The sequence below is a fragment of the Streptomyces sp. NPDC088785 genome (genome assembly GCF_044750685.1).
GTDB lineage: Bacteria > Actinomycetota > Actinomycetes > Streptomycetales > Streptomycetaceae > Streptomyces.
Genome location: NZ_JBIVKH010000001.1, coordinates 274,078 through 287,958 on the forward strand (window position 1 = coordinate 274,078; position 13,881 = coordinate 287,958).

Here is a 13,881-nt window from a genome sequence, read left to right on the forward strand (position 1 = left end):
TGAACCAGGTGGGGCGGGTACGGCGAAGGGCACTCGGACAGGCTCAGCGGGCGGACGACGGGCGGGAGGAGACCGTCGGCATGGCGGTCGGGGCGGCGGCGAGGCTGGTCTGCGCCGCGAGGCCGAGGCCGGTGACCTCGGACGACGTGTGCGGGTTCAGCGCGAGGGAGACCACGGGGACGGGGGCGGCGGGGCGTATGAGGGGGGTCATGCGGGCCGCCGCCGAGAGCATCGGGGTGGAGAACGGATAGCTCGCGCTGTCCGCGTGCCCACCCCCCGGCAGCAGTGGGGCGCCCGCGCCGGTGGCGGAGACCGGTGCGGCGAGGGCGCCGCCGCGCTGGCCGAGCAGCGGGGAGAGCGTCCTGCGGCGCTGGGCCTCGGGGACGGCGGCGGTGCCGGTCGCCTGGCTGCGCAGGGGTGTGGCGTTGCTGTTGCCGCCGCCTCCCGCGCCGCGGGCGTCGGCGGTGTCCGCGGGGACGCCGGAGGTGACGCCGCCCAGGGCGATCGCGGCGAGCGAGACGGCCCCGGCCGCGGCGAACGCGAAGCGGCGCCCGCGCGAGGCCCGGTCGCTGTCGTGCCGGTCGCGGTTCACTTCGTGGATGCGGAAGCCGTGCTGGGGAGGGAGCACGGCGGCATGGGCGCCGGACGGCGCGTACCCGAACGGCTCGGTGTCGACGTCGAACACGCCGTTGCCCAGCCCTCGGACGGCGCCGAAGGGACGGCCCGCGCCGAAGCCGGTGCCACCGAACGGTGTCCCGTCGTCCTCGGGGTCGCCCCCTGCGGGCAGGCACTGGAGCCGGGCGAGGAAACTGTCGCTGGGCGGCGGCGGGGCCGCCTCGGCGAAGACGCTCTTGACGCGGCGCTGGGCGTCGGCCTCGGCCTTGCACCGGGCGCAGGTCGCCAGGTGGGCGAGGACGCGCTCCCGGGCGTCGTGGTCCAGCTCTCCGTCGACGAAGGCGGCCAGCCGGTCCCCCAGGTGCTGGTCGGCCGCGGCGAGCTGGCGGTCGGCAGGATTGAGTCGTGGTCCACTCACGCGGTCGCGCCCCCTCCTCCGAGGACAGGGATCGCCCCCGTCGTGGCGAGTGTGCGGCGGTCCTTGCGGGCCTCCGGCGAACGGTGCTGGAGCGCCTTGCGCAGCTGCGAGCGGCCGCGGTGGATCCGGCTGCGGACCGTGCCCAGCTTCACGCCCAGGGTCGCGGCGATCTCCTCGTAGGACAGTCCCTCGATGTCGCACAGGACGACGGCGGCGCGGAACTCGGGCGCCAGGGTGTCCAGCGCCTGCTGCACGTCGGCGTCGAAGTGCGCGTCGTTGAAGACCTGCTGCGGGGACGGCTCGCGGCTCGGGAGGCGCTCCGCGGCGTCGTCGCCCAGGGAGTCGAAGCGGATGCGCTGCTTTCGGCGGACCATGTCCAGGAACAGGTTCGTCGTGATGCGGTGCAGCCAGCCCTCGAAGGTGCCCGGCGTGTACGTCGACAGGGAGCGGAAGACGCGGACGAAGACCTCCTGGGTGAGATCTTCGGCGTCGTGCTGATTGCCGGTCAGGCGGTAGGCGAGCCGGTACACCCGGCCGCTGTGCGTGCTGACGATCTCCTCCCAGGTGGGCGGAGTCCACGCCTGGGATTCCGCGTCAGCGGCAAAGGTCGCGGTCTGCTGCGCGGAGTCAGTGGTGCGGAATCGGTCAGCGGTGTTGGTCACAGATTTCGGCTCACCCGACGACCTGAGAAGACGCCGGAGCACTCCTCCCCGATCCACAGGCGCAGCCGCACCTCCCCTGTCGGCTCTGGTGGTGTCCAGTGGAGCCCCTACCATAGCCACCTCGCCCGTTAGCTCCGGATAAGTGTTTTTACTCAGATTTGCCGGTCGGCGGTCGGCCACCGGTTCTGTCGCTGTCGCCATACCGCTCTCCCCCGCTTCGTCCCACTGTTTCCCCCTGCTCTCGTAAACGCCCGGTCCCATCTGCGAGTTCCCGCCACCAACGGATAAAGTCACGCGCAGGCAACCACGGGGACAGGAGAGGGCCATTACCGGCAACCGGCAGACGAGTTGGGCGTTCGCCGACGCCTATGTCGCCGAGGACGAGGCACTGCGCTGGGCCCGGGACCGGGCCAGGGACGCGGGGCTGCGCTCGGTGTCACCCGGCGCGGGCGCGGCCCTGGGGATGCTCGCCGCCACCGTCGGGGCCAAGGCCGTCGCCGAGATCGGTACGGGCACGGGCGTGTCCGGAATCCATCTGCTGCACGGCATGCGGCTCGACGGCGTGCTGACCACGGTGGATCCGGAGCCGGAGCGGCAGCAGTTCGCGCGGCAGGCGTTCCGGGCGGCCGGGTTCGCCGCCAATCGGGCGCGGTTCATTCCGGGGCGGGCGCTCGATGTGCTGCCGCGGCTCGCGGACAGCGGGTACGACCTCGTGTTCTGCGACGGGGACCGGATGGAGTCGCTGGAGTATCTCGCCGAATCGTTGCGGCTCCTGCGGCCCGGTGGGCTGGTCTGTTTCGAGGGGGTCTTCGCCGATGGGCGGACCGTGGACTCGGGGCCGCAGCCGGTGGAGGTCGTGCGGGTGCGGGAGCTTTTGCGGGCCGTTCGGGAGTCGGCGGGGCTGGTGCCCTCGCTGCTGCCCGTCGGGGATGGGCTGCTCTGTGCCGTGAAGCGTTAGGCGGGGCGGTGCGGTCGTCCCGGCGATCGTCCGGTGGCCGCGCCGGGGTCGTCGGGGGCGTCCCGTACGTCGTCGGGTGATCCTCCGTCGTGGCCGGGCGCGCAGTTCCCCGCGCCCCTGAGCGGCGCCTCACTCCCCCGGGATCGTCCGGTGCCCCGCACCCGGGTCAGGGACACCCGTCCGTCGTCGGGTGATCCTCCGCCGTGGCCGGGCGCGCAGTTCCCCGCGCCCCTGAGCGGTGCTTCAGTTCCACGGGATCGTCCGGTGCCCCGCGCCCGGGTCACGGGCACCCGTACGTCGTCGGGTGATCCTCCGCCGTGGCCGGGCGCGCAGTTCCCCGCGCCCCTGAGCGGCGCCTCACTCCCCCGGGATCGTCCGGTGCCCCGCGCCCCTGAGTGGTGTCTCCGGTCGCCCCGGGCGGTGTCTCTGGCTGCCTTGCTCGCGCCTCGCCTCAAAGGGGGGTTGACCTGGGGAAACACGGCCGCCCTGGCACCGGATGTGTGCCAGGGCGGTCGAAAAGGTATGGTCGCTTCCGCGTCAGCCGACGACCTTCTTCAGGGCGTCGCCGAGGGCGTCTGCCTCGTCCGGCGTCAGCTCTACCACGAGCCGACCGCCGCCTTCGAGCGGAACGCGCATGACGATGCCCCGCCCCTCCTTGGTCACCTCGAGCGGGCCGTCACCCGTTCGCGGCTTCATGGCCGCCATGCTCGTTCCCCTTCCTGAAACCAGCTCACATCAGCGCCGACGGCCCCCTGAACGGGCACTCATCACCGGCATCGAACACATTGCTTCTAGGCCATTATCCCGCATCACAGGACCCGATGACCAACATCGGCAGGCATCGCTTGCGCAACGCGCTTGAGCAAAACCACTCAATTCGGGGATGTGGCTGCGATACTGCGCCACTCTCGCGCCTCTTCCGTGACGGAATTGTTTGACGCAGGTCACATGCGGGGGGCGTTCCGCGGGCCGTGATCTCCGTCATGCTGTGCACGGACGACTAAGCAACCGCATAGGAGGCTCCCATGGCCGACGCCGTGCTCTACGAGGTGAGCGACGGGCTCGCGACGATCACGCTGAACCGCCCCGAGGCGATGAACGCGATGAACACCGAGGCCAAGGTCGCCCTCCGCGACGCGGTACAGGCCGCGGCCGACGACGGCGCGGTGCGGGCGGTGCTGCTCACGGCGGCCGGTGACCGGGCCTTCTGCGTCGGGCAGGACCTGAAGGAGCACGTCGGGTCGCTGCTGGCGGACCGCGAGGCCGGCCGGGGCACCACGATGAGCACGGTGCACGAGCACTACAACCCGATCGTGCGGGCGCTGACCCGGATGCCGAAGCCGGTCGTGGCGGCGGTGAACGGCGTGGCGGCCGGCGCCGGGTTCGGTTTCGCGCTCTGCGCGGACTACCGGATCGCGGCGGAGAACGCCTCGTTCACCACCGCGTTCGCGGGCGTCGCGCTGACCGCCGACTCCGGCGTGTCCTGGACGCTGCCCCGGCTGATCGGCCCCGGCCGCGCCGCCGACCTGCTGCTCTTCCCGCGTTCGATCTCCGTGGCGGAAGCCCACGACCTGGGGATCGTGAACCGGGTCGTGCCCGGCGCCGACCTCGCCGCGGAGGCGGGCGCGGTGGCGCGCGCCCTCGCCGAGGGCCCGACCGTCGCCTACGCCGCCCTCAAGGAGTCGCTGGCCTACGCCGCGGACCACTCCCTCGACGAGACCCTGGAGAAGGAGGACGAGCTCCAGTCCCGGGCCGGCTCCTCCGAGGACCACGCCATCGCGGTGCAGGCCTTCGTCGCCAAGAAGAAGCCGAAGTACCTCGGGCGTTAGCGCCCGGCGGCCGTGCGGGCCACGCAGTCGGCGAGGTGGTCGTCGACCAGCCCGCACGCCTGCATCAGCGCGTACGCCGTGGTGGGGCCGACGAACCGCAGCCCGCGCCGCTTCAGCTCCTTGGACAGGGCCTTCGACTCGTCCGTGCTGGCCGGGACGTCCGACAGCAGGCGCGGGGCCGGGCGGCCGGCGGCGTCCGGCGCGAAGGACCAGATGAGCCGGTCGAGGTCGCCCGCGGGCCAGTCGGCGAGCACCCGGGCGTTCGACAGCGTGGCGTCGACCTTCGCGCGGTTGCGGATGATGCCGGGGTCGGCGAGCAGCCGCTCGCGGTCGGCGTCCGTGAACGCGGCGACCTCGGCGATCTTGAAGTGGGCGAAGGCGGTGCGGAAGGTCTCGCGGCGGCGCAGGATCGTGATCCAGGACAGTCCGGACTGGAAGGCCTCCAGGCTCAGCCGCTCGAACAGCGCGTCGTCGCCGTGGACCGGGCGGCCCCACTCGGTGTCGTGGTAGACGACGTAGTCCTCGGTCGACAGGCCCCAGGGGCAGCGCGGCCTCCCGTCGGGCCCGGGGATCGCGGCGCCGGTCGGCTCCTCGCTCATCGCAGGTCCTCCCCCGGCTCGTCCGGGTAGCCGCCGGGCGGCGCGAAGCCGCCCTCGGGGCGGCGGTCGACGGGCGGCCGGGTCCGCGCGTGGGCCGAGGCGAGCGCCGACTCCAGCTCGGTGATCCGGGCGTCCCGCTCGGCGAGTTCCGCGCCCAGCCGGTTCAGCGCGTCGTCGACCTCCGCCATGCGGTAGCCGCGCACGGCGGTCGGCAGTCGCAGCGCGTCCACGTCGGAGGGGCCGACGGGACGGTCGTGCGGCAGCGGGTCCGCGTAGAACTGGGACGGTTCGTCGCGCAGTGCGCCGCCGTCGCCCCCGCCGACGATCGCGAGCGTCACCGCCGCGACCACCACGACGAGCGCGGCGACCAGAAACAAGAACATGACCATCTGTGCCGTCCCCTGGCTCGACCGGGTCGGTCTGCACGCGACCCGGAACCGTCAGGGTCCGATCGTGCCATGCCGTACCGACGGTTAAGGTCGCAGGCGACCGTTGATACGTGATCGCAGTGGGATCCCGAGGGATCCGGAGGAGAGTCACAGGGATGCTCAGGCTGGGTCGGCACGAGTTCGCCGCGCACGAACCGGTGATCATGGCGATCGTGAACCGGACCCCCGACTCCTTCTACGACCAGGGCGCCACGTTCCAGGACGAGCCCGCGCTCGCGCGGGTCGAACAGGCCGTCGCCGAGGGCGCGCTGATCGTCGACATCGGCGGGGTGAAGGCCGGTCCCGGCGAGGAGGTCGACGCGCGGGAGGAGGCGCGGCGCACCGTCGGTTTCGTGGCGGAGGTCCGGCGGCGCTTCCCGGACGTGATCATCAGCGTCGACACCTGGCGGCACGAGGTGGGCGAGGCCGTGTGCGAGGCGGGCGCGGATCTGCTGAACGACGCGTGGGGCGGCGTCGACCCGCGGCTCGCGGAGGTCGCGGGGCGCTACGGCGTGGGCCTCGTGTGCACGCACGCGGGCGGCGCGGAGCCCCGCACGCGGCCGCACCGGGCCCGTTACGACGACGTGATGGCGGACATCCTGGACGTGACGGTGAGTTACGCGCGGCGGGCGGTGTCGCTCGGTGTGCCGCGCGAGTCGGTGCTGATCGATCCGGGCCACGACTTCGGGAAGAACACGCGCCACTCGCTGGAGGCGACGCGGCGGCTGCCGGAGATGGTGGAGACGGGCTGGCCGGTGCTCGTGTCGCTGTCCAACAAGGACTTCGTGGGCGAGACGCTCGACAAGCCGGTCAAGGAGCGGGTCGTCGGGACGCTGGCGACGACGGCGGTGTCGGCGTGGCTGGGCGCGCAGGTCTACCGGGTGCACGAGGTCGCCGAGACCCGGCAGGTGCTCGACATGGTGGCGTCCATCGCCGGTCACCGGCCCCCGGCGGTGGCCCGCCGGGGGCTGGCGTGACGGCGCGGAGCGGCCTACTTGCCGGTCTCCTTGGTGACCAGCGCGATGGCCTCGTCCACGTCGTCCGTGACGTGGAACAGCAGGAGGTCGGCTTCGCTGGCCTTGCCCTGCGCGATCACCGTGTTCTTCAGCCAGTCGACGAGCCCGCTCCAGTACTGCGTGCCGAACAGGACGATCGGGAAGCGCGTCACCTTGGTGGTCTGTACGAGGGTGAGCGCCTCGAACAGCTCGTCGAGGGTGCCCAGGCCGCCGGGCAGCACCACGAATCCCTGCGCGTACTTCACGAACATCGTCTTCCGTACGAAGAAGTAACGGAAGTTCAGGCCGAGGTCGACGTACTGGTTCAGCCCCTGCTCGAAGGGCAGTTCGATGCCGAGGCCGACCGAGATGCCCTTGGCCTCCACGGCACCCTGGTTGGCGGCCTGCATGGCGCCGGGGCCGCCGCCGGTGATGACCGCGAACCCGGCCTCCACCAGTGCCTTGCCGATCTCGACGCCCGCCGCGTACTCCGGTGAGTCCTGCGGTGTGCGGGCGGAGCCGAACACGCTGATCGCGGGCGGCAGTTCGGCGAGCGTGCCGAAGCCCTCGATGAACTCGGACTGGATGCGCAGCACCCGCCAGGGGTCGGTGTGCACCCAGCCCGACGGGCCCTCCGTGTCGAGCAGACGCTGGTCGCTCGTCCCCGGCTGGACCTGGTCGCGGCGGCGGACCACCGGTCCGGTCCGCTGCTCCTTGGGACGTCGCGTGCCCTCGGGGTTGCTCATGGTCCGCTCCCTTCCTGCGCAGTCATCACGCACTTACGTAGGGCAAGGGTAGGTCTACGCGGGTTACCCGCGAGGGACCCCGGCGTTTCGGGGAGCGGTGAGCCAGGCGGCGAGGACCCGCTCGGCCTCCAGGATCAGCCGGGTGTCGACCCGCTCGTCGATCTTGTGGGCGTAGATCGGGTTGCCCGGTCCGTAGTTCACCGCGGGCACGCCGAGGGCGCTGAAGCGGGAGACGTCGGTCCAGCCGAACTTCGGGCGCGCCTCGCCGCCGACGGCGGCCAGGAAGGCGGCCGCGGCGGGGTGCGTGAGGCCGGGCCGGGCGCCGCCGGTGTGGTCGTCGACGATGAACTCGTCGATGGGGCAGCCGGCGAAGAAGTCCCGGACGAAGCGCTCGGCCTCCGCCATGGAACGGTCGGGTGCGTAGCGGAAGTTGACCGTGACGGAACAGGCGTCGGGAATGACGTTCTTGGCGACTCCGCCCTCGATGGCGACGGCGTTCAGGCCCTCGTGGAACTCCAGGCCGTCGACGACCGGCCTGCGCGGCTCGTAGGCGGCGAGGCGCTCCAGGATCGGGGACGCGGCGTGGATGGCGTTCGCGCCCATCCACGCGCGCGCGGAGTGCGCCCGCTCGCCCGCGACCTTCAGGATGACCCGCAGGGTGCCCTGGCAGCCGCCCTCGACCAGGCCCTCGGTGCCCTCCAGGAGGATCGCGAAGTCGCCCTCCAGCCAGTCGGGGTGGGCCTGCGCCACATGGCCGAGGCCGTTGAGGTGTGCGGCGACCTCTTCGTTGTCGTAGAAGACGAAGGTCAGGTCGCGGTTGGGCGCGGTGAGGGTGTGCGCGATGCGCAGCTGGACGGCGACGCCGGACTTCATGTCGCTGGTGCCGCAGCCCCACAGGGTGACGCCGTCCTCGTCGAGGCGCGAGGGCACGTTGTCCGCGATCGGGACCGTGTCGAGGTGGCCGGCCAGGATGATCCGCTCGTCGCGGCCCAGCTGCGTGCGCGCGACCACGTTGTTGCCGTACCGCTCGACGCTCAGGTGCGGCAGGGCGCGCAGCGCCTCCTCGACGGCGTCCGCCAGCTCTTTCTCGCTGCCGCTGGGCGAGGCGAGGTCGACCAGCTGGGCGGTGAGGCGGGCGGCGTCCTGGGTGAGGTCGAGCGTGGTGCGGTCCATGGCGCCGATTTTAGACGGGCGGTGTCCGGCCGCCGCCGGGCCGTCCTGTCGGTGCGCTCCAGTACCTTGGTCGCGTGTCCGGGCCCCCCACCGTCGCGCGGCGCGGCCGTCTGCGGCGGATCGGCGCGGCCCTCGCCGTGCTGCTCGCCGTGGCCGGCTATGGCGCCGTGCGGTACGCCACGGGGAGCCGCCCGGCGCCGCGGTGCGCGGTGGCGGCGGCCCATGGCGGGGCGGCGTTCGTGTTCACGTCCGAGCAGGCGGTGAACGCGGCGACGATCTCGGCGGTGGGCACCTCCCGCGGCATGCCCGAGCGCGCCGTCACCATCGCGCTGGCGACCGCCCTCCAGGAGTCGGGGCTGCGCAACGTCCGGCACGGCGACCGGGACTCGCTCGGCCTCTTCCAGCAGCGCCCCTCCGCGGGCTGGGGCACCGCACGGCAGATCATGGACCCGGCGTACGCGGCCGGGCAGTTCTACGCGCGCCTGGCGGAGGTCCCGGGCTATGCGCGGCTGCCGCTGACCGCCGCCGCCCAGCGCGTGCAGCGCAGCGGATTCCCGCAGGCGTACGCGAAGCACGAGCCGGACGCGGCCCTGCTCGCCGCCGCCCTGACCGGACGGGCCGCCGCCTCGCTGACCTGCGAGGGCGGGCCGGCCGCCGCCGGGGCTGAGCGCCCGCGCGGCGGCCCGGCGGGCGTGCGGGCCGCGCTGGTCCGGGACTTCGGACGGGCGGCGGCGCCGCCTCCCGGGGGCGGGCGCTCGGTGCGGGTTCCGGTGCCGGCCGCCCGGGACCTCGCCGCGGGCGGGGAGCGGCGGCGCGGCTGGGAGCTGGCGCAGTGGGCGGTGGCCAACGCGTCCGCGCTGCGCATCGAACGTGTCTCCTACGCGGGCCGGGAGTGGACCGCCGGGCAGAGCGGGCAGGGATGGCACGGGGCGGGCGGTTCCGGGGTCGCGCAGGCCGTCGCGGAGGTCCGTATCGCCACCGGTCAGTAGTACGGGCCGTCACCCGTCGGGGGGACGCGGGCCGCGTCCGGCGCACCGCGCGGCCACGCGTCGGGGCGGGGTCCGGCGCGGGCCGTGATGCCCTTGGGACAAGGGGCTTCCGGCGGTGCTCCGGCCCGGCCGGGCAGCGGCGTTTGCCCGTTTTTATCCGCGGCAGATAATGCGACGCATTACCAACCCTTTACGTTGCCGACCCGCAACCTTCCCGGGGCGTCGGGCTGTTGTCACGGTGTCCGACCGCCGCACGGCACCAGGCGCCGCACGGTGATCGGCCACCACACGTTCTCTCCCGTCTTAGGAGCATCATGTCCCTCCCCCTGACCCGTCGGATCGCCCGTGCCGCGCTGCTCCTTGCGGCGGGAGCGGCACCCGTGGTCGGTGCGGCCGGTTCCGTGAGCGCTGCCGAGCTGCCGGCCACGCCCGACCTCGGTGGCGTGACCGCGCTGGACGGCGCGAACCTGGGCAACACCGTCGACGGAGCGACCCAGAACGCCACCGGCATGGCCGGCGACACCGGGAGCAAGGCCGTCAAGAAGGCCGTTCCGGCGGCCGGCAAGACGGTCGGCAAGGGTGCCAAGACGGCCACCCCGGCGGCGCAGAAGGCCGCGGGCGACCTGGCCGGCAGCACCGGTGACGTCGTCGGCGACACCGCTGGCACCGCCACCAAGGGCGGCCTGCCCACCGACTCGCTGACCCAGGGCGGCCTGCCCACCGAGTCCCTCCCGGTCCAGAGCCTGCCGCTCGGCTGAGTCGCGCACGCGTGACGAGAGGGGCGCCCCGAACGCTGGTCCAGCGTTCGGGGCGCCCCTCTCTCGTCCCGTGTCTCTCGTCCCGTGCGGCGGGCCGCCGCGGGCCGTGTCAGGAGAGGCGGTCGACGGCCGCCCGGATCCGCTCGTCGGACGCGGTCAGGGCGACGCGGACGAACGTGGCCCCCGCCTCGCCGTAGAAGTCGCCCGGCGCGACGAGGATGCCCAGCTCCGCGAGGTGGGCGACGGTGTCCCAGCAGGACTCCTCGCGGGTCGCCCACAGGTAGAGGCTGGCCTCGCTGTGCTCGATGCGGAAGCCGTGCTGGAGCAGGGCCTCGCGCAGCAGTTCGCGGCGGGCCGCGTACCGGGCGCGCTGGTCCTGGACGTGGTCCTCGTCGCCGAGCGCCGCGACGACGGCCGCCTGCGTCGGGGCGGAGGTCATCATCCCGCCGTGCTTGCGGATCTGGAGCAGCGGGTCGAGGACCGCCGCGTCACCGGCCAGGAACGCCGCCCGGTACCCGGCCAGGTTCGACCGCTTGGAGAGCGAGTGGACGGTGACCAGGCCCTCGTACGAGCCGCCGTTGACGTCCGGGTGCAGGATCGAGACCGGGTCGGCCTCCCAGCCCAGCTCGATGTAGCACTCGTCGGAGAAGACGAGGATGCCGTGCTCGCGGGCCCAGGCCACGATCCGGGTCAGCTCGTCGCGGGAGAGCACCCGGCCCGTCGGGTTCGACGGCGAGTTGAGCCACAGGAGCTTGAGGCCGGCCGGGTCAAGCTCGGTCGGGTCGTCGTAGGCGACGTACTCGGCGCGGGCGAGGCGGGCGCCCACCTCGTACGTCGGGTAGGCCAGGCGCGGGTAGGCGACCTTGTCGCCCGGGCCGAGGCCCAGCTGCGTCGGGAGCCAGGCCACCAGCTCCTTGGAGCCGACGACCGGCAGCACGTTGTGGTGCGTGAGGCCGCGGGCGCCGAGCCGGCGTCCGCACCAGGAGACCAGCGCGTCGCGCAGCTCGGGGGTGCCCCAGACCGTGGGGTAGCCCGGCGAGTCCGCGGCGTCGATCAGGGCCTTCTGGATCAGCGCGGGCACCGGGTCGACGGGCGTGCCGACGGACAGGTCGACGATGCCGTCCGGGTGCGCCGCGGCCGTCTTCTTGTACGGCTCCAGCTTGTCCCAGGGGAAGGTCGGAATGCGGTCGATGGGGGCCGGGACTGCGGACACCTGTCAGCTCACTTCTCTCACGAAACGGGTGGACGAACGCCTCGGTCCCGTACGCGGTGGACGCCGTACGGGACCGGGGCAACGCCTGTGCGTACCGCTGGCGCGGCTACTGGTTCTGCGGCGGCAGAGCGGCGATGAACGGGTGGTCCTTCTCGATCAGGCCCATCTTCGAGGCACCACCGGGCGAGCCGAGCTCGTCGAAGAATTCGACGTTCGCCTTGTAGTAGTCCTTCCACTCCTCCGGAGTGTCGTCCTCGTAGAAGATCGCCTCGACCGGGCAGACCGGCTCACAGGCACCACAGTCGACGCATTCGTCCGGGTGGATGTACAAGGACCGGGAGCCCTCGTAGATGCAGTCGACCGGGCACTCCTCGATGCACGCCTTGTCCTTGACGTCGACACAAGGCTGCGCGATGACGTAGGTCACGCTGTCGTTCCTCCTCGATAGGGCGCTGGCGGGCCTCCACAGGCTCCGCCGCCTGGCGCGCGGGAGCGCGGCGTCGTCGATGCCCGCCACCTAGTATCTCCGTTCCCGGCCATGATCCGAACAGGAGGGGTGGGCCTAGCTGTGGAATTCACTGCTGGCGGACGGCTCGAAGTCCGCATCTCGGGCGATGACGTGGGAAAACGCGTGTCTGTACGACGGGTGAGCGAAGACGGGCCCGCGGGTCGGAAATTCACCGACACCGTCGGCGTTCTCACATCGTGGAACAGCGGTGTGCTGCTCATCACACGAAGAGGCGGCGAACGGGTCACGGTCGAGGAGTCCTCACTGGTCGCGGGAAAGGTGGTGCCCGCCGAGCCGGCCCGGCGCCGGGGGCCGTCCGCGACCTTCGCCGAGCTCGCGCGCGTCGGCGGCCGGGCCTGGCAGCCGCTGGAGACCGAACAGCTGGGCGAGTGGCGGCTGCGCGCCGCCGACGGCTACACCAAACGGGCCAACTCCGTGCTGCCCGCGGGCGACCCGGGCGCGCCGCTCGACGACGCGCTGGAGCGGGTCCGCCGGTGGTACGCGGCCCGGGGGCTGCCCGCGTACGCGCAGCTGGCGACCGGCGCGGCGGGCACGCAGGAAGTGCTCTGCGCCGAACTGGCCGCGCGCGGCTGGACGGACGGGACGCCGACCGAGGTGCGGATCGCCGCGCTCGCGCCCCTCGGGGACCGGCCGGACCCCGGTGCCGAGGTCGTGCTCGCCCGGCGGCCGGGGACGGCGTGGCTCAGGCGCTACCGGCGCACGGGGCCGAGCGAGGTCGCGCTGAAGGTGCTGGGCTCCGGTCCCTCGGTGTGGTTCGCGAGCGTGCCGGGCGACGACGGGGTGCCGGCCGCGATCGGGCGCTGCGTGGTCGACGGGCGGTGGGCCGGGTTCGGCGCCGTCGAGGTCGACCCGGCGCGGCGGCGCGGCGGGCTCGCGACGCGGATCATGACGGCGCTCGCCCGGCGCGCCCTCGACGAGGGCGCGTCGGCGGCCTGGCTCCAGGTGGAGGCGGACAACGCGGGGGCGCGCGCGCTCTACGACCGCATGGGTTTCGTCACGCACCACACGTACCACTACTACCGTGCACCGGAGCACCAGGACGGGATCGGCGATTCTGTCGCCGCCCCGCCCGCTCGTCGACCGGCCTGAGAGGGCATGAGGCACGTATGTCCCCGCATCCGTCCCCCCGTTCCACCGAACTGCGGCGCCGGTTCGCCGAGGAGGCGCGGGCCGAGCGGCCCGACCTCGCGCGGCTGTGCCTGCTGATCGCCGCCGAGGCCGACGGCGCCCTCGACGACGCCGCCCTGGACGCCGTGGAGATCGAGCTGGACGAGCTGGCCGGACAGCTCCCCTTCCGGCCGGGCGGCCCGCGGGCCTGGGCGACGGCGCTGGCCGAACTGCTGGGCGCGCGGCTCGGGTTCCATGGCGTGCCGAGCGACTACCAGCGGCTGGAGTCGTCGCTGCTGCACGAGGTGGTGCGGCGGCGGCGCGGGCTGCCGATCCTGCTGTCGGTGGTGTGGCTGGAGGTGGCCCGGCGGGCCGGCGCGCCGGTGTACGGGGTCGCGCTGCCGGGGCACTTCGTCGTCGGCTTCGGGCCTGCGGAGGACCAGGTGCTGGCCGATCCGTTCGACGGCGGCCGGGTGCTGACCGGGCCCGACGCCGAGGTGCTGGTGGCCGGGGCGACGGGGGCGCCGCTGGACGCCTCGATGCTGCGGCCCGCCGATCCGCTGGAGGTCGTACTGCGGATCCTGAACAACGTGCGGGCGTGGGCCGCGGCGCGACCGGAGCGCTCCGACGTGGCGCTGTGGGCCGTGGAGCTGTCGCTGCTGCTGCCGGCGCATCCGGCGCGGCTGCGCTACGAGCGGGCCCGGCTGCTGGTGCGGCGCGGGGACTACGTGGTCGGGGCCGCCGAGCTGGAGGCCTACGCGGAGGTGGTCGGGGCCGTCGACGCCGGGGCCGCCGAGCTGGTGCTGGGCCAGGCCCGGGCCGCCCGGGCGATGTTGAACTGAGCCGCGCGCCGGGGGACGCC

At 73.3% G+C, this 13,881-nt stretch carries 16 protein-coding genes; 7 read left to right on the top strand and 9 right to left on the bottom strand.

Features of this window, described 5'->3' with window-relative positions; genetic code table 11:
* Nucleotides 1–43 precede the first annotated feature (43 nt).
* Nucleotides 44–1,033 carry an anti-sigma factor family protein gene (locus ACIP5K_RS01235; RefSeq protein ID WP_401403763.1) on the bottom strand — a complete coding sequence of 330 codons (990 nt, stop codon included), beginning with the start codon at nt 1,031–1,033 and terminating at the stop codon, nt 44–46.
* Nucleotides 1,030–1,809, bottom strand: a complete 780-nt coding sequence (gene sigE / locus ACIP5K_RS01240) for an RNA polymerase sigma factor SigE (protein ID WP_401405215.1) — start codon at nt 1,807–1,809, stop codon at nt 1,030–1,032. Before sigE ends, ACIP5K_RS01235 begins: the two co-directional genes overlap by 4 nt.
* Nucleotides 1,810–1,954: 145 nt before the next feature.
* On the opposite strand from sigE, the gene ACIP5K_RS01245 reads away from it, so the two are divergent.
* The gene (locus tag ACIP5K_RS01245; protein ID WP_401405217.1) at nt 1,955–2,653 is read left to right on the top strand and encodes an O-methyltransferase; all 699 of its coding nucleotides are present in this window, start codon (nt 1,955–1,957) and stop codon (nt 2,651–2,653) included.
* 537 nt (nt 2,654–3,190) lie between these two features.
* Here ACIP5K_RS01245 and ACIP5K_RS01250 read toward each other — a convergent pair.
* The gene (locus ACIP5K_RS01250) at nt 3,191–3,358 is read right to left on the bottom strand and encodes a DUF3117 domain-containing protein (protein WP_003966491.1); all 168 of its coding nucleotides are present in this window, start codon (nt 3,356–3,358) and stop codon (nt 3,191–3,193) included.
* A gap of 320 nt (nt 3,359–3,678) precedes the next feature.
* Between ACIP5K_RS01250 and ACIP5K_RS01255 the strand changes: the two genes are divergently transcribed.
* Nucleotides 3,679–4,482 (top strand): enoyl-CoA hydratase/isomerase family protein, encoded by an 804-nt coding sequence (locus tag ACIP5K_RS01255; RefSeq protein ID WP_401403765.1) that lies wholly within the window; start codon nt 3,679–3,681, stop codon nt 4,480–4,482.
* On the opposite strand, the gene ACIP5K_RS01260 is transcribed toward ACIP5K_RS01255, so the two are convergent.
* The gene (locus tag ACIP5K_RS01260) at nt 4,479–5,081 is read right to left on the bottom strand and encodes a DNA-3-methyladenine glycosylase I (RefSeq protein WP_401403766.1); all 603 of its coding nucleotides are present in this window, start codon (nt 5,079–5,081) and stop codon (nt 4,479–4,481) included. The two genes, ACIP5K_RS01255 and ACIP5K_RS01260, sit on opposite strands and share 4 nt — an antisense overlap.
* Nucleotides 5,078–5,470: a DivIVA domain-containing protein gene (locus tag ACIP5K_RS01265; protein ID WP_401403768.1), complete on the bottom strand. Its 393-nt coding sequence runs from the start codon at nt 5,468–5,470 to the stop codon at nt 5,078–5,080. Before ACIP5K_RS01265 ends, ACIP5K_RS01260 begins: the two co-directional genes overlap by 4 nt.
* Nucleotides 5,471–5,625: 155 nt before the next feature.
* On the opposite strand from ACIP5K_RS01265, the gene folP reads away from it, so the two are divergent.
* The gene (gene folP / locus ACIP5K_RS01270) at nt 5,626–6,486 is read left to right on the top strand and encodes a dihydropteroate synthase (protein ID WP_401403770.1); all 861 of its coding nucleotides are present in this window, start codon (nt 5,626–5,628) and stop codon (nt 6,484–6,486) included.
* A 14-nt stretch (nt 6,487–6,500) separates the two neighbouring features.
* Here folP and ACIP5K_RS01275 read toward each other — a convergent pair whose 3' ends face one another.
* Both ACIP5K_RS01275 and dapE read right to left on the bottom strand, forming a co-directional pair.
* Nucleotides 6,501–7,250 carry a TIGR00730 family Rossman fold protein gene (locus ACIP5K_RS01275; protein ID WP_401403772.1) on the bottom strand — a complete coding sequence of 250 codons (750 nt, stop codon included), beginning with the start codon at nt 7,248–7,250 and terminating at the stop codon, nt 6,501–6,503.
* Nucleotides 7,251–7,313: 63 nt separating this feature from the next.
* A complete protein-coding gene (gene dapE, locus ACIP5K_RS01280; protein ID WP_401403774.1) occupies nt 7,314–8,423 on the bottom strand; it encodes a succinyl-diaminopimelate desuccinylase in 1,110 nt (369 codons plus the stop codon).
* Between the two features lie 74 nt (nt 8,424–8,497).
* Between dapE and ACIP5K_RS01285 the strand changes: the two genes are divergently transcribed.
* Entirely contained in the window at nt 8,498–9,412 is a 915-nt protein-coding gene (locus ACIP5K_RS01285) for a heavy metal transporter (protein WP_401403776.1), read from the top strand.
* Between the two features lie 314 nt (nt 9,413–9,726).
* Nucleotides 9,727–10,170 carry an ATP-binding protein gene (locus ACIP5K_RS01290; RefSeq protein ID WP_401403778.1) on the top strand — a complete coding sequence of 148 codons (444 nt, stop codon included), beginning with the start codon at nt 9,727–9,729 and terminating at the stop codon, nt 10,168–10,170.
* A gap of 109 nt (nt 10,171–10,279) precedes the next feature.
* On the opposite strand, the gene ACIP5K_RS01295 is transcribed toward ACIP5K_RS01290, so the two are convergent.
* The gene (locus ACIP5K_RS01295; protein WP_401403780.1) at nt 10,280–11,383 is read right to left on the bottom strand and encodes a bifunctional succinyldiaminopimelate transaminase/glutamate-prephenate aminotransferase; all 1,104 of its coding nucleotides are present in this window, start codon (nt 11,381–11,383) and stop codon (nt 10,280–10,282) included.
* Nucleotides 11,384–11,489: 106 nt separating this feature from the next.
* Entirely contained in the window at nt 11,490–11,810 is a 321-nt protein-coding gene (fdxA, locus tag ACIP5K_RS01300; protein ID WP_111666449.1) for a ferredoxin, read from the bottom strand.
* A 141-nt stretch (nt 11,811–11,951) separates the two neighbouring features.
* Between fdxA and ACIP5K_RS01305 the strand changes: the two genes are divergently transcribed.
* Both ACIP5K_RS01305 and ACIP5K_RS01310 read left to right on the top strand, forming a co-directional pair.
* Nucleotides 11,952–13,001 carry a GNAT family N-acetyltransferase gene (locus ACIP5K_RS01305; protein WP_401403782.1) on the top strand — a complete coding sequence of 350 codons (1,050 nt, stop codon included), beginning with the start codon at nt 11,952–11,954 and terminating at the stop codon, nt 12,999–13,001.
* 17 nt (nt 13,002–13,018) lie between these two features.
* On the top strand, nt 13,019–13,861 hold the full coding sequence (locus ACIP5K_RS01310) for a tetratricopeptide repeat protein (RefSeq protein ID WP_401403784.1): 843 nt from the start codon (nt 13,019–13,021) through the stop codon (nt 13,859–13,861).
* Nucleotides 13,862–13,881: the final 20 nt, after the last annotated feature.